Origin of the sequence: Porphyromonas cangingivalis (assembly GCF_900638305.1) — a bacterium.
Lineage (GTDB): Bacteria > Bacteroidota > Bacteroidia > Bacteroidales > Porphyromonadaceae > Porphyromonas_A > Porphyromonas_A cangingivalis.
Window position 1 is genome coordinate 583,204 of the sequence record NZ_LR134506.1, and the last position, 20,041, is coordinate 603,244.

26 protein-coding genes, 1 tRNA gene and 1 pseudogene are annotated in these 20,041 nt (G+C 43.2%); 6 read left to right on the forward strand and 22 right to left on the reverse strand.

Annotated elements, in window-relative coordinates:
* Window positions 1–91: 91 nt before the first annotated feature.
* The 13 genes from EL262_RS10015 to EL262_RS02440 all read right to left on the reverse strand — a co-directional run bounded on the left by EL262_RS10015 (window position 92) and on the right by EL262_RS02440 (window position 7,014).
* Entirely contained in the window at window positions 92–340 is a 249-nt protein-coding gene (locus EL262_RS10015; protein ID WP_159100552.1) for an HNH endonuclease, read from the reverse strand.
* Between the two features lie 70 nt (window positions 341–410).
* Window positions 411–668 carry a hypothetical protein gene (locus tag EL262_RS10020; RefSeq protein WP_148296765.1) on the reverse strand — a complete coding sequence of 86 codons (258 nt, stop codon included), beginning with the start codon at window positions 666–668 and terminating at the stop codon, window positions 411–413.
* A 13-nt stretch (window positions 669–681) separates the two neighbouring features.
* Window positions 682–1,251: a hypothetical protein gene (locus EL262_RS02390; RefSeq protein ID WP_025839141.1), complete on the reverse strand. Its 570-nt coding sequence runs from the start codon at window positions 1,249–1,251 to the stop codon at window positions 682–684.
* Window positions 1,252–1,261: 10 nt separating this feature from the next.
* Entirely contained in the window at window positions 1,262–1,549 is a 288-nt protein-coding gene (locus EL262_RS02395; protein ID WP_025839139.1) for a DUF3127 domain-containing protein, read from the reverse strand.
* Window positions 1,524–2,105 carry a hypothetical protein gene (locus EL262_RS02400; RefSeq protein ID WP_025839136.1) on the reverse strand — a complete coding sequence of 194 codons (582 nt, stop codon included), beginning with the start codon at window positions 2,103–2,105 and terminating at the stop codon, window positions 1,524–1,526. The genes EL262_RS02395 and EL262_RS02400 overlap by 26 nt, the downstream gene beginning before the upstream one ends.
* 8 nt (window positions 2,106–2,113) lie before the next feature.
* On the reverse strand, window positions 2,114–3,391 hold the full coding sequence (locus EL262_RS02405; protein ID WP_164715429.1) for a PcfJ domain-containing protein: 1,278 nt from the start codon (window positions 3,389–3,391) through the stop codon (window positions 2,114–2,116).
* A gap of 26 nt (window positions 3,392–3,417) precedes the next feature.
* On the reverse strand, window positions 3,418–3,780 hold the full coding sequence (locus tag EL262_RS02410; RefSeq protein WP_025839130.1) for a PcfK-like family protein: 363 nt from the start codon (window positions 3,778–3,780) through the stop codon (window positions 3,418–3,420).
* Between the two features lie 49 nt (window positions 3,781–3,829).
* A complete protein-coding gene (locus EL262_RS02415) occupies window positions 3,830–4,267 on the reverse strand; it encodes a hypothetical protein (protein ID WP_025839128.1) in 438 nt (145 codons plus the stop codon).
* A 198-nt stretch (window positions 4,268–4,465) separates the two neighbouring features.
* The gene (locus EL262_RS02420) at window positions 4,466–5,128 is read right to left on the reverse strand and encodes an ATP-binding protein (RefSeq protein ID WP_078735628.1); all 663 of its coding nucleotides are present in this window, start codon (window positions 5,126–5,128) and stop codon (window positions 4,466–4,468) included.
* On the reverse strand, window positions 5,058–5,813 hold the full coding sequence (locus EL262_RS02425) for a hypothetical protein (RefSeq protein WP_078735627.1): 756 nt from the start codon (window positions 5,811–5,813) through the stop codon (window positions 5,058–5,060). Before EL262_RS02425 ends, EL262_RS02420 begins: the two co-directional genes overlap by 71 nt.
* A gap of 1 nt (window position 5,814) precedes the next feature.
* Window positions 5,815–6,006 carry a hypothetical protein gene (locus EL262_RS02430; RefSeq protein ID WP_036853980.1) on the reverse strand — a complete coding sequence of 64 codons (192 nt, stop codon included), beginning with the start codon at window positions 6,004–6,006 and terminating at the stop codon, window positions 5,815–5,817.
* A 16-nt stretch (window positions 6,007–6,022) separates the two neighbouring features.
* Window positions 6,023–6,253: a hypothetical protein gene (locus EL262_RS02435; RefSeq protein WP_025839122.1), complete on the reverse strand. Its 231-nt coding sequence runs from the start codon at window positions 6,251–6,253 to the stop codon at window positions 6,023–6,025.
* Window positions 6,250–7,014, reverse strand: a complete 765-nt coding sequence (locus EL262_RS02440) for a phage antirepressor KilAC domain-containing protein (RefSeq protein ID WP_025839121.1) — start codon at window positions 7,012–7,014, stop codon at window positions 6,250–6,252. The genes EL262_RS02435 and EL262_RS02440 overlap by 4 nt, the downstream gene beginning before the upstream one ends.
* A 112-nt stretch (window positions 7,015–7,126) precedes the next feature.
* On the opposite strand from EL262_RS02440, the gene EL262_RS02445 reads away from it, so the two are divergent.
* Complete coding sequence (locus EL262_RS02445) at window positions 7,127–7,339, forward strand: hypothetical protein (RefSeq protein ID WP_126464340.1); 213 nt, start codon at window positions 7,127–7,129, stop codon at window positions 7,337–7,339.
* Window positions 7,340–7,342: 3 nt separating this feature from the next.
* On the opposite strand, the gene EL262_RS02450 is transcribed toward EL262_RS02445, so the two are convergent.
* Both EL262_RS02450 and EL262_RS02455 read right to left on the reverse strand, forming a co-directional pair.
* Entirely contained in the window at window positions 7,343–7,729 is a 387-nt protein-coding gene (locus EL262_RS02450; protein WP_025839120.1) for a hypothetical protein, read from the reverse strand.
* Window positions 7,730–7,731: 2 nt separating this feature from the next.
* A complete protein-coding gene (locus tag EL262_RS02455) occupies window positions 7,732–7,944 on the reverse strand; it encodes a hypothetical protein (RefSeq protein ID WP_078735626.1) in 213 nt (70 codons plus the stop codon).
* A gap of 234 nt (window positions 7,945–8,178) precedes the next feature.
* On the opposite strand from EL262_RS02455, the pseudogene EL262_RS10255 reads away from it, so the two are divergent.
* From EL262_RS10255 to EL262_RS02475, 5 genes and pseudogenes are all read left to right on the forward strand, one after another.
* Window positions 8,179–8,382 (forward strand): annotated as a pseudogene (locus tag EL262_RS10255) (helix-turn-helix domain-containing protein); the annotation flags it as partial.
* A 9-nt stretch (window positions 8,383–8,391) separates the two neighbouring features.
* Window positions 8,392–8,913, forward strand: a complete 522-nt coding sequence (locus tag EL262_RS02460; RefSeq protein ID WP_234394776.1) for a S24 family peptidase — start codon at window positions 8,392–8,394, stop codon at window positions 8,911–8,913.
* A 62-nt stretch (window positions 8,914–8,975) separates the two neighbouring features.
* Window positions 8,976–9,953 (forward strand): exonuclease domain-containing protein, encoded by a 978-nt coding sequence (locus EL262_RS02465; RefSeq protein WP_025839117.1) that lies wholly within the window; start codon window positions 8,976–8,978, stop codon window positions 9,951–9,953.
* A gap of 183 nt (window positions 9,954–10,136) precedes the next feature.
* The gene (locus tag EL262_RS02470; protein WP_025839115.1) at window positions 10,137–11,267 is read left to right on the forward strand and encodes an ImmA/IrrE family metallo-endopeptidase; all 1,131 of its coding nucleotides are present in this window, start codon (window positions 10,137–10,139) and stop codon (window positions 11,265–11,267) included.
* A complete protein-coding gene (locus EL262_RS02475) occupies window positions 11,264–11,752 on the forward strand; it encodes a DUF4411 family protein (protein WP_051522803.1) in 489 nt (162 codons plus the stop codon). The genes EL262_RS02470 and EL262_RS02475 overlap by 4 nt, the downstream gene beginning before the upstream one ends.
* A gap of 447 nt (window positions 11,753–12,199) precedes the next feature.
* Here EL262_RS02475 and EL262_RS02480 read toward each other — a convergent pair whose 3' ends face one another.
* The 7 genes from EL262_RS02480 to yidC form a co-directional block, all read right to left on the reverse strand.
* Window positions 12,200–12,721, reverse strand: a complete 522-nt coding sequence (locus tag EL262_RS02480) for a hypothetical protein (RefSeq protein ID WP_025837702.1) — start codon at window positions 12,719–12,721, stop codon at window positions 12,200–12,202.
* Between the two features lie 159 nt (window positions 12,722–12,880).
* Window positions 12,881–14,368: an IMP dehydrogenase gene (locus EL262_RS02485; RefSeq protein WP_036851166.1), complete on the reverse strand. Its 1,488-nt coding sequence runs from the start codon at window positions 14,366–14,368 to the stop codon at window positions 12,881–12,883.
* 234 nt (window positions 14,369–14,602) lie between these two features.
* Complete coding sequence (locus tag EL262_RS02490) at window positions 14,603–16,180, reverse strand: Rne/Rng family ribonuclease (protein ID WP_025837704.1); 1,578 nt, start codon at window positions 16,178–16,180, stop codon at window positions 14,603–14,605.
* Between the two features lie 308 nt (window positions 16,181–16,488).
* The gene (locus EL262_RS02495) at window positions 16,489–16,761 is read right to left on the reverse strand and encodes an HU family DNA-binding protein (protein WP_025837706.1); all 273 of its coding nucleotides are present in this window, start codon (window positions 16,759–16,761) and stop codon (window positions 16,489–16,491) included.
* Window positions 16,762–17,157: 396 nt separating this feature from the next.
* Window positions 17,158–17,231: transfer RNA gene (locus EL262_RS02500), tRNA-Arg, on the reverse strand.
* A gap of 211 nt (window positions 17,232–17,442) precedes the next feature.
* Window positions 17,443–18,015: a 30S ribosomal protein S16 gene (locus tag EL262_RS02505; RefSeq protein WP_025837708.1), complete on the reverse strand. Its 573-nt coding sequence runs from the start codon at window positions 18,013–18,015 to the stop codon at window positions 17,443–17,445.
* 127 nt (window positions 18,016–18,142) lie between these two features.
* Window positions 18,143–19,999: a membrane protein insertase YidC gene (gene yidC / locus EL262_RS02510; protein WP_078735625.1), complete on the reverse strand. Its 1,857-nt coding sequence runs from the start codon at window positions 19,997–19,999 to the stop codon at window positions 18,143–18,145.
* Window positions 20,000–20,041: the final 42 nt, after the last annotated feature.

A 20,041-nucleotide genomic window follows, 5' to 3' on the forward strand; every position in this document is an offset into this window, starting at 1 on the left:
TCCAAAAATCTTCTCACAAACACGAAAGGGGGCGGGGTGAGATATGCAGGGGTAGGGGGGCTTAAAAAATACCCCCCCCAGGGGCATGGAACTATTCTAAAAACTTTTTAATAAATCCATCAACCTGAACTTTCGCTCTTTCCTTTGAGATAACCTTACCGCTGCGCCCCATCTCCGTGTGTATTGCCACGTGACAAGCCCTACAGACCGACATAAGATTATGAACATCATACATCCGTTGTTCCTTCTCTGTCACGGTATAGGCTTCTTCTACGGGGTGTATGTGGTGAACCTCCGTTGCCGATGTCACACTATCATCAGCGAGACAACGTTCACACAAAGGATTCTGAGACAATTTGCATTTTCTCAACCGCCTCCACCTTTCACTAGAGATCATCTTGTTATATGTGTCATCTTTCGCCATAATCATTAAGACTTTTGTTATTATGCCTCACGGGCACCTCACCAACCGGTTGAGGCTCTACATCCGACAAGGAGGAGAACATCCCATCAATATACTCTGCGTCAGACTCTGAGAGATCATACACTTGCATGTCTTTAGATCGTTGCCTATCAACGAACACCCTGACAAGAGAGGTGACAATCTCACAGGTATTACGAAAGCCATAAGTTCGCTGTGCAAGCTGAAGCTCCTTGTATGTATCCACATCTATAGAGAGATTAATTCTCCTTCTGCCCTTGCCCATATCGTTTACCTGCTCTACTATACCGATGAAACATGTCTTTTGGTACCCGCAAGCGAGTAATAAGTATCAGACACGCATCCCGAGTTTCTTGATTAGTCCTCCGAAATGGCGGAAACCCGTAGGTGGAAAGGACCTGATTAAGCTCCTCATGAGTAATTTTTCTATCAGGACCATTCCATGACTTGATCAATGGCTTCTGCTCCTCGACCTCAAGGTTGAGATACTTGCACACTTCAACAATCTTTCGGCCTATCTCTTGATTCCTCCCGGTACGATTGCCGGTCTCTGCAATAGCTCTTGCTCCTACACCTCTACGGATATGCCAATTTGACACATTCAGCCATCCGGCCTCAACAACTACTAGGACAGACTTACCTGCTTCAGTGCTTGACTTGAGATTATTCAAGTTCTCAAGCACAAGCTCCGGGAATCCGATGTTGGACAGAGATATAGTATTCGCATCTCTTTCATACAAGCAGAACCCCGACTTATCCACATCAGGATCTATCGCAACTATCACGTCATATTTAGTATCAGACGACATCACACTACTCTTATTTATCCTCAACCATTTTCTCCACCTTCTTTGCCGTAAGGGTTGTATAATACTTACCGTTATACTTCCTACTACGAGCTGAGAAGACCACCTTAACCCTATCACCGGTCTTAATATCATCTACCGGATCGTACCACATTGTAGGGAAAAGGACGAAGTACACTTCACCATCGGAGTCATCATCCGGCTCGATAGTAAACTCTCTCTTCTTTAGTTCCCGACCATCCCTTGTAAGGACAAAGGTTCGCTTATAAACCTCTTTAACAACCCCCTTTACCTCTATCATCGTCTTTATACCTAACTTGATTAATAAACTTATCGTACAACTCCTTAGCTTGGGCTTCACACTCCCCTTTGTTAAGGTAGTAGTTACCTCTCATATGACGTTCATTATCTACGTACACCATTACTTCTATGGCAAACGATACAGAAAAGCGATCATTAATAAAGTAGTACACTTCACCCACCCCAGCACGAGGAGCCAAACGATACAACACCCTCCTTTCAGGGCTCCAATCATACCCTAATGCATTAAGCCCTCTTAAAAAGATCTCTTTCTCCTCATTGGTTGCTATCGCTATATGATCAAATGGCAGCGAACTATCTTTATCGTGGATAATAGCCTTGCCTGCCTCAGCTCGCACGACGGAAGCTGACAAACAAACCCTTTCACCATTAATCCGTTCGAAAATACCAATGTGGCTCCAGACCCCTAACGATATAGTAACGATATCTCCTGCACGAATAGCACTTGATATTATCACACTGCTGTCTACAACCTCAGCTTTATACCCTGGTGGTATTGGGATAACGCTTTCTCCCATTACTTTTATCTCTTTCATTTCAGTATTTATTTCACCTCTGCCAACTCCTGTATTTTTCTCGCATTATTATTTACAAGCCTGATTATAGCATCATGATATTCCGTGTTGCTATTGCACACTCCACGAGACTGGACCACCTGAAGAGACTTTAGGCTGAACTCTATAGTCTCGATGCGCTGCCCATCTTTTTTTGCCGACAGTATAAGCCTGTCATCAAATCGAAAATATCTGGACTTATAGACACAATGGTGCATTGCGTCTCCCTCCTGCTTGAACTCCTCTATACTCTTTAGTGGCTCAATAGTCAAGCCTGCACCGGTGATTTTCAGACCATCAAACTTAGAGATGTGATTCTTAAACCCCTTCTTATACGTTGCCTCCTCTTTGGCTAATTCCCTTCGCTCTCTGCCGAGTCGCGCCTGTTCAAAATCTTTTTGTCGTTTCTTTTGGTACAGATCCACATATTTGTCATGCTCTTTTTTGAGATCCTTAGGGCATATATATTTGGCGTTATACACATCCTTTCCAAGACCTTGAAGTGCATCCAAATAATCCACCCACATGCTTGTATCATGTATCGTGTAGTTATTACGATTACATATACAGATTGACCTCCAATACTTATTGACGTTATAGTATGAATGGAAGTAATACCTCAGCGCATCGTATTGTTTCATCTTCAGGAGGGATTCCGCCCTGTTATCGTTGGGAACTTCCACAAACAATCTCAAGGGAGAAACTTCCCCAAAACCCAAGTGAAGATGATACTTTTCGAATTGCTCATGTATCCGGTACTTAGGATATACCCCATCGGCGAAGATGAGGAATGGCGATCTATACAGATCCCGTCCTGAAGGCCTAATCTCCATCTCTCCGGACCAAAACGGAGAGTACAATCCCAAGGTTCGCCTTCTTCCATAAACGATGTATTTCGATGAGTCGAGTACCCAGTGCTGACATATCTCCCAGGTTGTGACCCTGGCAGACTCGCCCCACCTGTGATTTGTTCCCAAGTACACATAGCGGATGAGCTGAAACTCTCCAACGACATCTACTATCGCATAGTACACCTCCTGGTGAAGTTTAGCCTTCCTTGTGTCGCATATGTTGAGCTTCTTGCTACAGTTAGGACACTTGCAGGTCTTTCGTCTTTCATCGCCTTTCTCCCTCGACCACACATACCCACATTCGAGACACGCAATCTCTTTCTTCCTCCTGTAAGCAACATGATCTATCAGGCGACTATATGCCCACTCTTTTTGGGCATCCGTCACTTCAGGTAGTCCCATTGCGAGCTCACACACACGTCTCTGTATTTTTGTTCTCGGTCTCATAGGTCAAACAGTGGCATTTGAATTGATGATGCAACAGGAGAGATCTTTTTCTCCGACTTCCTTTTCCTCTTGATGTCTCCGGTCTGTACAGATGAGTCAGATGACACCACGACACGACACCGTGGTGCCTTGCCGACCTTGATATCCTCTTCGTCATAGTAGTGTACCGCCAGCCCATATACCTCAGCATCGGAAAGACACTCGACCTTCATGTTCTTGACTTCGATCAAGATGTAGTTCAGGCACTCATCGAGAGTCTTGCTTTTATTTTGATACTTGATCGCAAATAGCTCGTCTGTGCTAGCCCTATCCTCAAGGTAAGACTTGACTGCTGCCCTGAAACCTTCACTTACTGCCATAACTTTGTTCAATTTCTTTTTCACGACTTGCCGTATATCGGCACAACGATCACTTACTAATCCCTTTCAAAAAACGATCGACCATCTCATTGAGGTGCGTTTCGGCAAGAGCTTTCGCTTCTGCAAGGGTTTGTGCTTCTCCGACCTTGTGATGCAGATCTCCACTTAGGATCACTGTGTACCTGAAGTATTGCCCGCCCCATCCATCTACATGATACCCAAGTTTGAAAGGGAATCCATGAAGTGGGCAATAAAATTCTGACTTACCAACCTCAGCCCAGTCTTTGAGATGATATCTCAAGTCGCAAAACTCAAGATCCTCCACATTCTCTTCGAAAACATCACCGTCATTACCGTCAAAGTCAAGGTTAACAGTACCTTTCTTTGGGTCATCTCCAAGGGTGGTAAATATCCCGACAACGGTCATTGGAAACTTCGTTGCCTTATATTGGACCATATCACCTATACGCAAATCTTGTATGTTCATATTCTTTTCCTTGTTTGTTTTTAGCTCGTTATCGTCGAGATTATTTTCTTCGTGATAACTTGTTCGTCTTTTTGATTATTTCAACACCTGCGAAGCGTCAGAGGGTAAATTCCGTGTCTCTGTCAGTTGTCCTGCATTCGCAAACTTTCTTTTTCTCGGTTTTACACCATGTCGAGGAACTCCTCGGTATGGTCTCTGTCACTTCCGGTAACTCTCACCCTGGAAGTTGATTTTCGCACAAACCTCCCGAAGTCTATCATCTATTCGAGCTCCGTATCGCTCTCTGATCTGAGTGTCGGAAATGTTTGAGGTGATTATCGTTGTCCGGCGATTGTCGTATCTCTTGTAGAGAAGTTCCAGCAACGGTGAGTATTCGTTACCGAAGTCTTTGACCGATGCAGGGTCGATCCCCATGTCATCGATGAAGAGAGTATCACATGCAGCATATCTCCTGTATTGTTCCTTGTCATCGATGTAAGACTTGCAGAGGTCTATTGCCGTAACCTGTCTGGCGACCGTCCTTAGGTTAGGGTAGGGGCTCTTGTTGTCGTAAAAGTAGTTCATCAGACTGCATATCGCTCTCGCAAATGTTGTCTTTCCGGTTCCGCACTCCATCCCGTACATCAGGATCCATGGTCTCTTACTTTGGATCAGCCACATTGCCACAAGCTTCATCCGCTCGATTGTCGCCACATCTCGAACAAGCTCACCTCCTCTGCGCTTGACCTCGTGCTCATAGCAAACCCACAAGTATTCCTCAGCGACGTCGATGGTGATATGGCTTGGCAACTTAGAGACTGGTCGTATAGTCGCCCCCGATTGTAGGTGGCTCGCAAGAGCGCTGTATGCTGTTCTTTCCATATTTTCGGCTTTGATTTTGTTGTTCGTTGTACTTGTCCTTCACCCATCCCCTTATCGCCATGTAGTCGCTCTTGTACTTGACTCCTTTTGACCCTTTGTAGCAGTCGAGGATGTCGATCAGCTCTTTTACCACATCGTCCCCATATTCCTCGATGAGCTTTTTGTGCTCTTTTTCGGTCAAGAGTACGTATTCGGCATAAGCTTTTTTTTCATCCTCTTTTTTTGCGGGCGGGCTTTTCTTTGGTATATCTTTAGATATACTTTCTTTTGTTCTTATATTCTTATATTCTTTATTTGGGTCATTCGGGCGGTCATTCGGGCGGTCATTCGGGCGGTCATTCGGGCGGTCAACTGAACATCCATAAGAGTCGTAATTACAGATAGTTATAATACATTCTGACCCGTAAAGAACTTTGCGAGTTATAAGACCATCACTCTGCAGGTTTGAGAGGTAAAGTGTTACAGTTGGCTTACTCTTTCCCCAACGCTTAACTAAAAATGGCACAGATGCGACAAATTGACCCGGCTCCAACTCGACTACATGAGAGCGCAAAATCACCTTGGTCTTGACATATGTAGCCATGATAAGCATATCCAACCACCACTTAAGACGGTCAGAATCCTGCCACAACCAATGATTGGTTATATCACGGTTTAGCTTTATCCAGCCACTGTTAATCAGCATATTAGTAACCCTCTCTTTTTAGCTCCAACCTGACCTCCCAAGCAAGCCATACAAGACCGAAAAAGACACCGGACGTCAAAAGCTTCAGATATACATTTCCCTTGCTGAATATGACCACACCTGTCATATAGGCAAAGACTACAAGTACCGTTACAATGCCTGCCATCTGCAGGTTATATTTCCAATTTTTCATAGCTTCATTGTTTGAGTTAAAATGAACCGTAAACTCTTATGATCTCACTACCAAGCACACCACGCTTATACATAGTCCTACCGCAGCATCCACGCTTTGGCTTGAGGGTGCTTACCTTATCTTGTATAATGCCGTTGTCTATATACGTTTGGATGGTACCCCTATGCTTCCCGAGAATACGTGCCGTCTCTGATATGTTATACAGCTTCTTGGGGTGTACGTCATCGATTGTGATGTTCTTTATCATAGCTTTCCCTCCTTTCTGAGTTGGAGTAAGAATTGTCGCCCTTTCTCAGTCCACCGAGTCTGAGGGTTATTGCCCATAGTGCCGTCTGCACGGGTATAGTATTGGGGAATGACTTTGATGTAGTCTTTACCATCATACTTGCTGTACAAGAACCATGTGCCGTTACGCTTGAACTGGATACCGAGGACATGAAGCTTTTGATTTAAGGCCTGTGCGTTGGTTCCGAGATCTTTTGCTATGGCCGTGGTGGAGTAGGTGGCACTGCTATCCATCGCAGCATCATAATACGCTACCTTCGGAGCCTGTATCCGCAGCTGTTCACTTTGTGTCTCTATACATGCTTGCTGTGTCTCTATACATCTTTTGCCCTCCTCGATCCTGCGGTGAAGTATCTCTATCGCCTTGATGATTGCTTCATCGTCGGTGGCGGTCGTTGTCACTCCGTCACGCATGAGCTCTTTGATACGGTCGTTGCACCAGATTGCAAAGGCCGGAGACAACCAGCGGGCAAACTCTATGGCAACATCTTCGTGCATCCAGGTGCCGTTATCTGACCCTCCGTGTCTAACTTGCACTAAGTCATCCAAGTTGCAAATTCGCAACTTGCTTAATTCGTCCAGGTAATCTTTTGCTTGCTGATTTCTAAGCCAATGTGTAGCCGATTTCCCAAAGCTCTTTGCCATTTCAGTGGCATTGACCATCACCGATGATCCTTTTTGGAATGTGATGTCAGAGTTGTTATAGTTGAACGTTTGTATCATATCCGCTTGTTTTATAGATAGGTAGGGGGGTGGCTATAAATGTCACTAAATAGCTTTTGCATAATCTCCCCCTTTACCTATCTTTGTGGTGTCACTAAATAAATTTTGCATTATGAATGATCAGAAAGTTTTAACCTTTGTTAAATCAACATCTTCTTTTAAAGATGGCGAGAAGTATGATTGGTCTGCAGCGCTGAATTCTATCCCAGAAGGATACAGAATTCAAGATATTTCTGTCTCTGTTGCCACTATTTACAGAGGCTTGGGAGCCAGCAAAACCCCCAGCCATGATGTCTTGACGCTTACCGTGTTTTTAACCAAGTAACCATTACTCCACCCACAGATGCTCTTTAAGTTGGTCATAGGCCTCTTGGAGAGCATCTGTGTCATTGTTATGTAGGTATCTGTGATAGGCCAATAGGACCGAATTGCGGAAGTGAAGGATGAGGTTCAGCCTTACAATCTGATCATTATCAAGCCCCATCCGCCTGAATTCCTCAAAGTGTTTAATGGCTGTAGGGCATCCTGGAAAACCCGGGAAACTGATTAAGTAATCTGTCCGCTTATTCTTCTCCTCCTCTTCAACGAGATTTCTTAGTGCCTCCTCACTTCCAGTTAGCACATATTCCAACGCAGGTGCTACTTCTTTCGGGTATAGCGAGAGAATAAGAACAAGCTTTAATTTTGAGTGAATTTTTAACAGTGTGCTATCCATGATTACTCCTTTACTTTAGAAATTACCAATGTTCCATTTTTGAAGTCGGCAGAGGTCACGATCTTGTAGCCGTCTTCCACCTCCTTGTTCGAGTTCATTTGATACGCCAGGGCCTGTGCGCTTCTAATTTTAAGCCCTGAGCCGGGTACATAAATCTTCTTACACCCAGGCTTGATCAGCCTGATACTGTCTTTAGTCACCTTGTTTACCGTCATGATTATTTCGTTAGTTTGTTTGTTAAAAGTTAACTAAAGTGAAACGGGATAAGAAAAAAGCTGTATATTAGTGTCGCAAAAGTGTTGCACGGGCGTTGATTACGTGCTTAATCAGAGATACCACCGTTTCTCTGACAGCCTTTTTTATACCCGTTTAACCTTAGTTAGTTAGTTTGATAATGCAAATATAGACAAAAGTGTATAATAATCAAGTGGAATAATAGACATTTTTGTATGGCTAATAACATTACTGCAGATGTCTCATTGAATATCAAAGAGATAATTGATTATTACAAACTCAAAAATTTCTCTGAATTTGCCAAAATTATAGGAGTTTCCGATGATTTACTCAGCAAATGGAGAAAGAGGAATAGTTATGATATAGACAGAATTGTCGATAAATTTCCAGGCATATCCACAACGTGGCTACTCACAGGAGAAGGAGATATGCTAATCTCGGAAGAGAGTAACATCCTCAAGGATGGCAAAGAACTTGACGAGGAGGATTACCGCAAGGCCATAGCGATTGGCTTGCCCCTTATCCCTGAAAGAGAAGCAGCCTTTAGAGGTGGGGACATTGGAGAGGTTAACTTATCATCTCCCATAGTGTCTTATTGGTATATCCCCAACATACCTAAGAATAGCGAAATCATAACGGTATATGGCAACTCCATGGACCCACGAATACCATCGGGATCACGTATCGCCATATGTCCTTACTCTTTCAGGATCGATGAGCCTACAGCCATCGAGTTTGGCCGAATATTCGCTGTAGTCCTCGAAGACCGAACAACCGGCGAATATCGATCATTTGTCAAGTACTTGAGACGACACACCGACAAAGCCCTTGAAAAGAAGTATTGGGTGGCACGCAGCGAGAACCAAGAAGAGTATGATGACTTCGAGGTCGAGATATCTCAAGTGCGAGGACTCTATGTCGTTGAGTCGATCATCAGCATGGCGAGATGATAGCAGCCTACAATACCAGAGAATTAAGTTAATTATTCGTTTTGCCTCAGCAATGCAAGATCATGAGTTTTTCACACCAGGACATCATAAAAAGAATCAGATATAACTTACCAAAAACGACCTATGAACGCAATAAGATCATAGTCATTGATTTTGAGACGGCTACAAGGGATCATATGCCATGCCAAATAGGAATAACTCCTGTTCATTATAAGAGAGGACTCGGTATGACTGAAACATTCCTTATTAAGCCTCCTCAGAATTACTATGATAAAAGTATGTTCCGGTATCATGGTATACGTCCTGAGATGACAGAAGAGGCTTTTGAATTTCCTGGAGTGTGGAATCAGATAAAACACCATTTTGATGATGCCGTTGTGGTGGCACATAATGCAGTATTTGATTTGAACGTCCTCATGAAAACAATAGATCGATATGAGCTTGAGAGGCCGAAGATAGTAGATGTTATAGATACTTATCACCTCACTGGATTAAAACTTCAGGTAGCTTGTAATGTTATGGGGATAGATTCTGGACTTGCGCATGATGCAGGGTGCGACTCAAGAGCATGCGCTCAACTACTCCAATTATACATGACCGAGGATGAACAGCGTTTATTGGAGCTAAACTCTCTTATGGAAGAGGCATTGGATAATACCTCTAATAGGGGTGGTAGTCGCAAAAAACACTATGGACGTGACGGAGTTAATGAAAGCACGGAGAGCAGTTATCACAAAAAAATAACCATGGATCAGAGTAGCATCTTCTTTGATAAACGAGTGTGTGTAACCGGGGTATATTCCATGATTAGCAGAGATGATATTAAAGAAAGTCTAAGAAAAATCGGTGCAAAAGTAACAGCAATGGTCTCTACTAAAACTGATTTTTTAGTGATGGGTAATGAACCTGGCCCCAAAAAGATGATGACCGCTTATAAACTCAACAGTTCCGGTGATGCAAAGATCTGCCTTGTGACAGAGAGTCAATTGCTAAAAGAATTAGACAGATCCATAGAGATTGCAAAGAATACTCAAGGTTAAATTGCGCCGACAAAGCATAACAGGCGAGATGATAACCACCTACAATGCCAAAGAATTCAGTTAATTATTCGCTTTACCTCAGCAAAAGACAATAATCAACCATCTAACACTTATGACAGCAAAGAGCATTTATCAAACATATAATGCGAATACCCTATCTTTGTAGAAAAAGGAGATAGAGCTATGGCAAAGAAAAGAATAGAGGTTCGCCCGGAGATGTTGAAGTGGGCGATAGAGAGAGCAGATAGGAACTTAGACGAAGTGATGAGCACTGACAGCAAGGTGGAGAGCTGGATACTCGGGGAAAAACACCCAACCCTTAAACAGCTTGAGGATTTTGCAAGCTCCTTTCATATCCCATTCCCATACTTACTACTTGACGCCCCTATAGACGAACCAGTGCCTATACCACTCTTCCGTACTTCGGGAAGGTCTGACACTATGAGTCTTAATCTGCGAGATATGATCGCCAACGTTCGGTATCGACAAGAGTGGGTCCGAGAGTATATGGAAGAGTTAGAATTTGACCCTCTACCCTTTGTTGGCAGGTATGCCGGAGAGAGTAACGTAGACTACAAAGAGGTGGCGGCAGATATTCGTAACACACTCGGGCTGCCGTCTCCCCTCGCTATGGATGCAAATAATTGGGAGGATGCGAAAAAAATACTCAAGCAACACATAGAAGAGGCTGGCATCTTTGTCTCCATAAGTGGAACGGTTGGTACCAATACTAGACGAACTATAGATGTAGAGGAGTGTCGAGGCTTCGTGCTCATAGATGACATAGCTCCATTCATCTTTGTGAATGGCAGAGATGCACAGGCGGCACAGTCGTTTACATTGGCGCATGAGCTGGCTCATGTATGGCTGGGTAATAGCCGCGCTTTTTCTGGAGTATTGACCGAACTTGCAAATGATAAGGATGAAGCCCTTGCAGATAAGATAGCTGCAGAGTTCCTTGTCCCAGAATCTGACTTACTCAGTCTCTCCCCAAAGTCAGGGAATATCCCCTCTCTCGCAAAGAGTTTCAAGGTGAGTCAAATAGTAATTGCACGCCGTCTTCTTGATCTCGGCATACTATCTCGCTCTGAATTCTTTGACTTCTATAGAGAACAACAGCAGAAAGCAAATAAGCCTAAGACAAGTAGTGGAGGCAACTTTTATGCAACCCACAAGTTGAGACTAGGGGAACGGTTTACCGCTTTCCTTAACAGTGCTGTAACCTCCAACAATATTCTATACAAAGATGCATTCAGACTATCTGGGCTATCTGCTAAAACATACGATAATCTCCTCAATAAATCTCACTTATGAACAAGCACCTGATCGACACAAGCATACTCGTTGAAGCTCACCGCCGGCATTACCCTTTTGATGTGGTACCGTCCTTTTGGAATAGTATTCTAGGCATAAAGAATGATGGCAATATTGTTAGTATTGACAAGGTTTTTCAAGAGATTAAAAATGGTGGAGATGACCTGTTGGATTGGTGTAGGACACGGTTGCCTCAAGATTTTTTTCTTGATAGTTCGGTTAGTGTTTCAGAATTTCAACAGATCTCACAGTGGATCAATAATTCGAACTACAAAGAAGAGGCAAAACGGAAGTTTCTCAATGATTCGGTTGCTGACATTTGGCTTATTGCGTATGCTAAAAAGAATGGCTACACAATAGTTACAGAGGAGATCTCCACACCACAATCGAAGAAGAAGATAAAAATCCCCGATGTCTGTGCACAGTTCGGCATCCCATGCATCAACACTATAGACATGTATCGAGGTCTAGGGAAGCACTTCTAAATCCTCTGCAAGCATTTGGCACTGACATCTAAAGATTAATTAAATACTTAAATTAATACGCTATGACACTAACAAAACTTATAATTGCTACCATCTGTATGATGATTTTCGGTGGCGTAATGTTTGGCATTGCAGGAGCTCTTCGCCCGAAGAAGAGAAATAAAAGGGATTGATACCATCATTCCGCAATCTGCAAAATCCCTGCAAGTTCAAAACATAAGAATATAAGAGGTTAAATATCAACGCTATAAAGCTGATTCCTGAAAGCTTTGGGAGCAGGGGGTCCCAGGTTCGAATCCTGGTACCCCGACTCTTTAAGAAAGACATCAATAATCAGTTTGGTTATGGGTGTCTTTCTTCTTTTATGTAATATGGTAAAAACACCTAAAGATCTCGACTCTATAGGTGTTGTAAGAAGTGGTTGAGGTATTTTCGCTATTGAATAATTCACCACAAGGGAAAGGCCATCGTGAGATATCGTCCGACTTCGATCGAGCATCCCGCGTAGAAACCAAATTTTGTATACGTGGCGTATAGGTTTATGTTTTTCAGATCTATGATCATCATTGCTCCGAAATCTAAACTTTTCTTTCTTTCGAAACCTTCATGATCATATTTGCGGAAAGATGCATAGCCAATCACCGGAGCAAGCCTAAATCTGTCGTGAAAGGGAATTTGATACCCTGCATGAAGGAGTGTACCTTTGGTCTTAATCTTGCTGCCAATCCCATCCGAATACTGCTCTTTGGGCAAACCTATCATGTAGCTGATGAAACCACCACAAAAATTTATGCTAAGTACAACACCGAGGTTCGACTCCAGATCTTTTTGCATTTTCATTGTGCCCAGACCTACACCGATGAAGGACTCATGATAGACATCCTCAAAATTGAAAAAGGGGCTTGTTTGAGCTTTGATGGAGCATGACATGAATAGAGTGATAAAAAGAAGGCTGAGCTTTGCTTTCATTGTGATAAAGAGTTTAGAATTTTAGAGTGCCGATTCAAGATACAAATTTTACACGATTGGTATTATCTTAGGTCAGATTTTGATCGTAAAAGAAATCCCTGCACCTTAATCAATGAATGATAAAAGTGCAGGGGGATTAGTTTGTATCTGTCAGGACAATTATTCTTTTAGTATAACATCGTGTGCACCACCTTCTACAATGGATGTGCTGGAGACCAATGTTATCTTTGCATATTTTCTCAGATGGTTGAGATCTGTTGAGCCACAACTACACATAGTAGCTTTCATCTTACCCAAAGTGACAGCAAGGTTGTCCTTCATGGCTCCTGCATACGGCACATAGCTATCTACCCCTTCCTCAAAGGTTAGGCCTTCCTCACCTCCACTGTCGTAGCGTTGCCAATTTTTAGCCCTATTTGAGCCTTCACCCCAGTACTCTTTCACGTAGTTATTCCCTACCTTAAGAACTTTTGTGGGACTTTCGTCAAAGCGAGCAAAATAGCGTCCCATCATCAAAAAGTCTGCTCCCATGGCTAAGGCCAAAGTCATGTGGTAATCATGAACGATACCACCGTCACTACATAGAGGGATATATGTACCGGTCTTTTCGAAGTATCTGTCACGAGCCTCTGCAATTTCAATGACTGCTGTTGCTTGTCCACGACCTATACCCTTTTGTTCGCGAGTGATACAGATTGATCCACCGCCGATACCAACCTTGATGAAGTCTGCTCCTGCTTCGACAAGATAAAGGAAACCTTCTTCGTCGACAACATTACCTGCACCGACAGGGATATCATATCGCTCCTTGATCCACTTGAGACATTCTGCTTGCCACTCACTATAACCGTCAGAAGAGTCAATACATAGAACATCCGCTCCGGCTTCAACAAGGGCGGGAACACGTTCCTTATAGTCCCTCGTGTTAATCCCTGCACCTACCAAGAGGGTTTTATCCTTCTTGTCAGATAGCTCATAAGGGTTTTGTCTATGACTATCATAGTCTTTGCGAAAAACAAAGTAGCAAAGGCGTCCTTGTTCATCTATAATAGGAAGTGTATTGAGCTTATGTTCCCAGATTATATCGTTGGCTTCCGATAGGGTAATCCCTAATTTGCCGACAGTGAGTTTCGCAAAAGGTGTCATAAACTCTTCAATCTTACGATCTCTGGAGTCCGTACTGAGGCGATAGTCTCGACTGGTGACTATCCCGAGAAGTTTGCCATTAGGGTTGCCGTCATCAGTGATCGCTACCGTGGAGTGCCCGGTCTTTTTTACCAATGCAAGTACATCTGCCAATGTGTGTGCTGGTGTAAGGTTAGAATCGCTGGTGACGAATCCGGCTTTGAACTTCTTCACCTTATGTACCATCTCTGCTTGTGAGGCTACACTCTGAGAGCCAAAGATAAATGAAAGACCACCATTTCTTGCAAGTTCGATAGCCAACGTATCATTAGAAACCGACTGCATGATTGCAGAGACGAATGGTATATTGAGGTACATCCCTGCCTCGGGATTATTTTTTGTAAACTTGGTGAGTGGAGTTCTTAGGCTTATGTTGTCCGGAGTACATTGCTTAGTGGTTAATCCGGGGATCAACAAGTATTCGCCAAAAGTGCGAGAAACGTGTTCGGTGTAGATAGCCATATTACTTAGAGGTTTTCAAATTGAGAAAAAACAATTTGCCTACAAAAATACGAAATAATTCTCTGATAACTTACATACCTACGTGCGGAACTACATCTTGCAGGTACAAGTGTAGATTATAGCAACGTAAAGGGGCGGTGTCAATTTGTTGACATCGCCCCTTTGCGTTTACTGGTCTTTCCTAATCTGGAGAAGACTTCTATGTGTTCTCAAAACAGTTAAACTAGTGCTATATTATTCTTCCAAGAAATGCGACAAACTGTCGTGTTCGCCGTCATAGAACTCGTAGCTCAACATTCCTAAAGACTCATCGGGAATGACTGTGAGTCCCTTGCCATATTTACTTCTCCACTTGGTGTACAGTGAAGAGCCTAAGCCTACAAGCCCTTTTCTCTTCTGTATATAGGCTGCCACGTAAGGATGTACATGCAGTGCAAACTTTTTGATCTTTTCGTACTCTACCAAGTGGCGGATCTTTTGTTCCAACTCATCGGTGAAGAACAATGATGGTTGTACCTGACCTGTGCCGTGGCAAGTGGGACAAGTTTCCTCGGTTTCGATCGCCAAAGCCTGTCTTACTCTCTGTCTCGTAATCTGCATGAGTCCAAACTTTGTGATAGGCAATACTGTGTGCTTTGCCCTATCGTTTTTCATGTACTCATTCATTTTTTCGAAGAGCTTCTGACGATTGGCAGCTTGTGACATATCGATAAAGTCTACAACAATGATACCACCGATATCTCTCAGGCGCAGCTGCCTTGCAATTTCTTCGGCTGCTGAGAGATTGACGTCTATTGCTGTGTCCTCTTGTTGATTGCTACCCTTGGCTCTATTTCCGCTATTTACATCGATCACATGCATCGCTTCTGTCTGTTCGATGACCAGATATGCTCCACTCTTATAGGTTACAGTTTTACCAAAAAGGTGTTTAATCTGTTTTGTGACATCAAAGGCATCAAATATCGGACTTGATTCCTTGTATAGCTTGACAATACTTCCTTTGCCCGGATCGATCAGTTCGATGTAGTCTCTTGTTTCTTCCGCAAGCTCTTTGTCATTGATGTAGATATCCGTGAATGTGGAGCTGTAGGTGTCTCTTAGCAAACTTAGCGTACGACTGCTTTCTTTGTATAGTATGCGAGAGGTCTTTTTCTTTGCAATATTTGCTATTGTGTTGTTCCATCTCTTCACGAGCATCCTGATTTCATGATCAAGCTCTGCTACCTTGACCCCTTCGGCAGAAGTGCGTACTATGACGGTTACATTTTTAGGCTTGATGCTAAGGATGAGCTGTTTGAGACGGTTACGCTCTTCGGCTTTTTTGATTTTGTTGGATACTGAGACTTTGTCCGAGAAGGGTAGGAGAACCAAGTATCTCCCAGCAAAGGATAGTTCGGCAGACAGTCTTGGGCCTTTTGTTGATATCGCCTCCTTGGTTATCTCTACCAAAACCTCATCTCCGGGTTTGAGGCGATCGGCTATCGACCCATCCTTATCTATTTCTTTTTCCAGTTTAACTCTTTCAGGTGAGAAGTTCTTTCCATATTTGGCGTGAGACTCGAGGAAGCTTTGTGCAGACAAAAAGTTGCTTCCTAAATCTCTGTAATGTAGGAAGGCTTCTTTTTTGTGTCCGATGTCGACGAAAGCTGCATTGAGTCCCGGCATGATTTTCTTAACCTTTCCGAGATAAATATCTCCGACGGAAAACTCGATGTTTTGTTTTTCCTGCTGGAGCTCTACCAATCGCTTATCTTCCAAGACTGCGATTGATACCTCTTTAGGTTGGACATCAATGATTAGTTCACTTTTCACTCAAAAATAGTTTATTGTAGTAATAAAAAGCGAACAAACCGATGTTATTCGGCTTTCTATCCTTAAATAACATAGGTTTGTTCAGCTATGATAAATCTAAACTCTGTGCTTGAATGAGGATTAACCTCATCAACATTCACACAAGATAGACTAGTATAAAAGCCAGTTCTCAGGTCTTTATTTTTTCTTTTTGTGTCTATTCTTTCTGAGTCTTTTTTTACGTTTGTGAGTAGACATTTTATGTCTTTTTCTTTTTTTTCCGCTTGGCATAGCTTTAATTTATTTAGTTTGACTTTTAGTTATTTCTCTTATTTCTTGTCCAATGTGAACGCCTTAGATGGCTTGAATGCAGGGATCTTGCGCTCTGGAATCTGTATCGTTAAGTTCTTTGAAATATTACGTGCTGTCTTAGGAGCTCTTGTCTTTACGATAAAGCTACCGAAGCCACGGAGATAGACATTTTCCTCTGCCACGAGTGAGTCTCTCACAACATCCATAAACACTTCGACAGTCTCTAGGACAAGACGCTTTTCCAAACCAGTACGTTTGCTAATTTCGTTGACAACTTCCGCTTTAGTCATAACTTGTTTCTTTATTTGTACAATTAATATGTTATATGCTTTTATCTCTGCTTTCTCATAGGGTGCACTTATGGATCGATCGGTGATCATCGATCACTTATAAGGTCTTCCCTACTTGGTTGTCTTGAGGTTGTCTGTGAGTCTTCTCTAAGACTATCGATCTGTCACACCGCAAGGTTTTGCAAAGATAAACCTTTTTATTCGGTTTTCTTATAGTTGATCTCGTTTTTTTTCGTCTAATCACTTATGTTTCTATCATTTGTATGAAGTGAAGAGTGTGACTTTTTGACGAATTGTGAAGTCTCTCTTGAAAGTCTTCAAAAAACTATCATTGCTATCCTAAAAGAAAAAAGACTCGATGTCGCTGAATAGCAGACATCAAGTCCTTTTGGTTTGTGATCAGGCTGGGATTCGAACCCAGGACCCACAGCTTAGAAGGCTGTTGCTCTATCCAGCTGAGCTACCCGACCATCAATTACGGTGCAAAGATAGAAATAAATCTCAAAATACGAAAGAGAATATGGGCTTTTCTTGCCCAAATGACTGCTTTCGTTGGAGCTCCTATGTCTAAGTATTGATAGATGAATAGGATGAGGGAACCTTCGATCCTTAACGTAAAAACCTCCCGAGATGTCTTGGAGGCGTCTCGGGAGGTTTTCTTATTTGTTATTGCTGTTAAGGTTACGCTTCGGCTTCTGCAGGTGCTTCTTCTGTAGCTTCCTCTGCTGCGGGTGCTTCAGCAGCCTCTGCCTCTGCTCTTGCCGCTGCTTCTGCTTCAGCCTTAGCCTTTGCTTCTTCTGCACGCTTTTCAGCGAGAGCTTCGGCCTTAGCCTTATTTACTTCCTTTTCAGCTTCGAGACGCTTCTTGTCTTCGGCCTTCTTAGCTTCGATAGCCTTGTCCTTGATAGAAGCAAGACCTTCTTTTTTGTCCTTGAGCCATGCTTCGAACTTGGCTTTTGCTGTTGCCTCATCAAATGCACCCTTACGGACACCACCTTGGAGGTGCTTCATGAGTAGTACCCCTTCTTTTGAAAGGATGCTACGCACAGTGTCTGATGGTTGTGCACCGACATTGATCCAATACAAAGCTCTATCGAAGTCCAAATCTATTGTAGCAGGATTAGTATTCGGATTATAAGAACCTAATCTTTCAATAAATTTTCCATCACGTGGAGCCCTGCTGTCTGCGACTACGATCTTATAGAATGGGTAGTTCTTACGACCGTGTCTTTGCAATCTAATTCTTGTTGCCATTAAATTGGTTGTTTAGCTGTTTATAAAACTTTGTATGCCATACCCACTCGGGAGATACATCCCTTTTTGGGTATTTTCGGGTGCAAAGGTATTGATAATCTTTCAAATATCAATATCTCTACTGATCTTATTTTCTTTTTTGTTGCTTTTGAAGTTCCATTTGCTGCTTTTGCATCTCCTCAAGGCGTTGCATAAACTTGGATTTCTTCATTGGCTTCTTTTTGTTTTCCTCCATCTGAGCGAGGAGCTTCTTCTCATTGATTGCGAGTCTGAATACTCCGGTCTGAGCGATAGAGATAAGCATCGAAAGGAGATAGTAGTAGCTGAGCCCCGATGCATTTTGGTTAAGGAAAACAAAGAGCATGATAGACATCATATAAGGCATGAGCTTCATAGCTTGCATGCCCGGAGCATCGGGTTGGTTTGCCTGACTGATCTTCATATAGATCACCTGAGTGATGGTCATGAGGAGACAGAAGAGACTGATGTGACTACCGATGAATGGGATCTCGAAGGGGAGATGGATGATGTCGTCGTAAGTCGAAAGGTCACTAGCCCATAGGAAGCTCTCACCACGGAGGTTGATGCTCGTAGGGAAGTATTGATACATCGCGATGAGGAACGGCATTTGGAGAAGCATTGGCAGGCAGCCACCGAGAGAACTTGCTCCTGCACGTTTGTAGAGCTCCATAGTCGCTCGCTGACGTTGCATCATATTGTCATCACCCGGATACTTTTTGTTGATTTCCTCTACCTGTGGCCGAAGGACTCTCATCTTTGCTTGTGCGATGAAAGACTTGTAGGTGAAAGGACTGAGGAGAAGCTTGATGAATAGTGTAAGCAGGAAGATGATGAGACCATAGTTACTGAACATTGTCTCCAGGAAGTTGAAGACAGGTATGACAAGCCAGATGTTGATAAACCTGAACCAGTCTCCCATGTCTACGATCTTTGCAAACTGAGTATCCCTTCCCATATCAGCATCGATAGACTTTAGGAGGGAGTAGTCATTCGGTCCCAAGTACATTGTGAGCATGGGTTGCGCCTCGCCGGTCTTGCCCAAAGGCAACACAAACTTTGACTCCAACATCTTTAGGTGGTTCTCATCTGAGTTGAGTTTGCTGTTGAGTGACACGCTCTCCAGGCCGAGATCACTGTACACAATGGTGGAGAAGAACATATCTCTGAATGCGATCCACTTCACCGATCCACTGATATCCTCCTTGACATCCTTCCCGGTATTTAGTTTTTCGACGTCTCCACTACTATGTTCGTAAGCAAGTCCTGAGTAGTTGCTTTCTGTCTTACGACTCTTCTCATTTTGGTAAATAGGGAGTTTGATTTGGCCATCAAGGTAGAAGGCATTAGAAGCTATCACTTGTTCGAAGCCCTTGTTCTCGACCTGAACATTCACTCTATAACGATCCGTCAGGCGGTAGACAAAAGCCAATTCTCTGCCATTCTCGGTGATTAGACTCATGCGTATGGTCTTATCATCGACCCTCCGAGGGGAGAAGAACAAGTCCTTGGTGTTTATTATTCGGTTTGTATTGGTGATGAACGTGTAGTTGAACTCGGCTTCACCCTCGCGGATGAGCCTCACATTTTCTCCTCTATAGTCCTTGTACTTCTTTAATTCAGAAGAGACGATCATCCCACCTTTGGTCGATAGGGATATTGAGATCGAATCATTCTCGAGTGTGAGTGTCTCCTCTGTCCCTGAGGTCGCTTGTGCAAGGTCGCCAAATACACGCATACGTTCGGCGATAAGAGCAGAGTCACTCATCTCTGTGAGGGGTAGGGTAGTTGGTGCCGTTTCAGCTATAAGGGTAGCCTCAGCTTCTTTCTTCTGTTGTACTGCGGCAATAGAATCGTTGTAACGCTGCTGCTCCGCCAACTGCTCTTCGGATGGACGTCCCAACCATGTGAAGAGCACAAGTACCGCTCCCATGAGGACAAATCCAATGATCGTGTTTCTATCCATTCGTTGTCTTAAAGTAAATTCTTCGTTATGTGTAAAGTTTTG

Coding starts and splice junctions, on each gene's coding strand:
- EL262_RS02390 (WP_025839141.1), bottom strand. CDS start 1,251: ATGTCGTCTGATACTAAATATGACGTGATAGTTGCGATAGATCCTGAT.
- EL262_RS02430 (WP_036853980.1), bottom strand. CDS start 6,006: ATGAAAAATTGGAAATATAACCTGCAGATGGCAGGCATTGTAACGGTA.
- EL262_RS02435 (WP_025839122.1), bottom strand. CDS start 6,253: ATGATAAAGAACATCACAATCGATGACGTACACCCCAAGAAGCTGTAT.
- EL262_RS02495 (WP_025837706.1), bottom strand. CDS start 16,761: ATGACTAAAGCGGAAGTTGTCAACGAAATTAGCAAACGTACTGGTTTG.
- EL262_RS02425 (WP_078735627.1), bottom strand. CDS start 5,813: ATGCTGATTAACAGTGGCTGGATAAAGCTAAACCGTGATATAACCAAT.
- EL262_RS02475 (WP_051522803.1), top strand. CDS start 11,264: ATGAACAAGCACCTGATCGACACAAGCATACTCGTTGAAGCTCACCGC.
- EL262_RS02460 (WP_234394776.1), top strand. CDS start 8,392: ATGCTAATCTCGGAAGAGAGTAACATCCTCAAGGATGGCAAAGAACTT.
- EL262_RS02450 (WP_025839120.1), bottom strand. CDS start 7,729: ATGGATAGCACACTGTTAAAAATTCACTCAAAATTAAAGCTTGTTCTT.
- EL262_RS02485 (WP_036851166.1), bottom strand. CDS start 14,368: ATGGCTATCTACACCGAACACGTTTCTCGCACTTTTGGCGAATACTTG.
- EL262_RS02400 (WP_025839136.1), bottom strand. CDS start 2,105: ATGAAAGAGATAAAAGTAATGGGAGAAAGCGTTATCCCAATACCACCA.
- EL262_RS02420 (WP_078735628.1), bottom strand. CDS start 5,128: ATGGAAAGAACAGCATACAGCGCTCTTGCGAGCCACCTACAATCGGGG.
- EL262_RS02505 (WP_025837708.1), bottom strand. CDS start 18,015: ATGGCAACAAGAATTAGATTGCAAAGACACGGTCGTAAGAACTACCCA.
- EL262_RS02395 (WP_025839139.1), bottom strand. CDS start 1,549: ATGATAGAGGTAAAGGGGGTTGTTAAAGAGGTTTATAAGCGAACCTTT.
- EL262_RS02440 (WP_025839121.1), bottom strand. CDS start 7,014: ATGATACAAACGTTCAACTATAACAACTCTGACATCACATTCCAAAAA.
- EL262_RS02415 (WP_025839128.1), bottom strand. CDS start 4,267: ATGAACATACAAGATTTGCGTATAGGTGATATGGTCCAATATAAGGCA.
- EL262_RS02480 (WP_025837702.1), bottom strand. CDS start 12,721: ATGAAAGCAAAGCTCAGCCTTCTTTTTATCACTCTATTCATGTCATGC.
- EL262_RS02470 (WP_025839115.1), top strand. CDS start 10,137: ATGGCAAAGAAAAGAATAGAGGTTCGCCCGGAGATGTTGAAGTGGGCG.
- EL262_RS02445 (WP_126464340.1), top strand. CDS start 7,127: ATGAATGATCAGAAAGTTTTAACCTTTGTTAAATCAACATCTTCTTTT.
- yidC (WP_078735625.1), bottom strand. CDS start 19,999: ATGGATAGAAACACGATCATTGGATTTGTCCTCATGGGAGCGGTACTT.
- EL262_RS02465 (WP_025839117.1), top strand. CDS start 8,976: ATGAGTTTTTCACACCAGGACATCATAAAAAGAATCAGATATAACTTA.
- EL262_RS02455 (WP_078735626.1), bottom strand. CDS start 7,944: ATGACGGTAAACAAGGTGACTAAAGACAGTATCAGGCTGATCAAGCCT.
- EL262_RS02410 (WP_025839130.1), bottom strand. CDS start 3,780: ATGGCAGTAAGTGAAGGTTTCAGGGCAGCAGTCAAGTCTTACCTTGAG.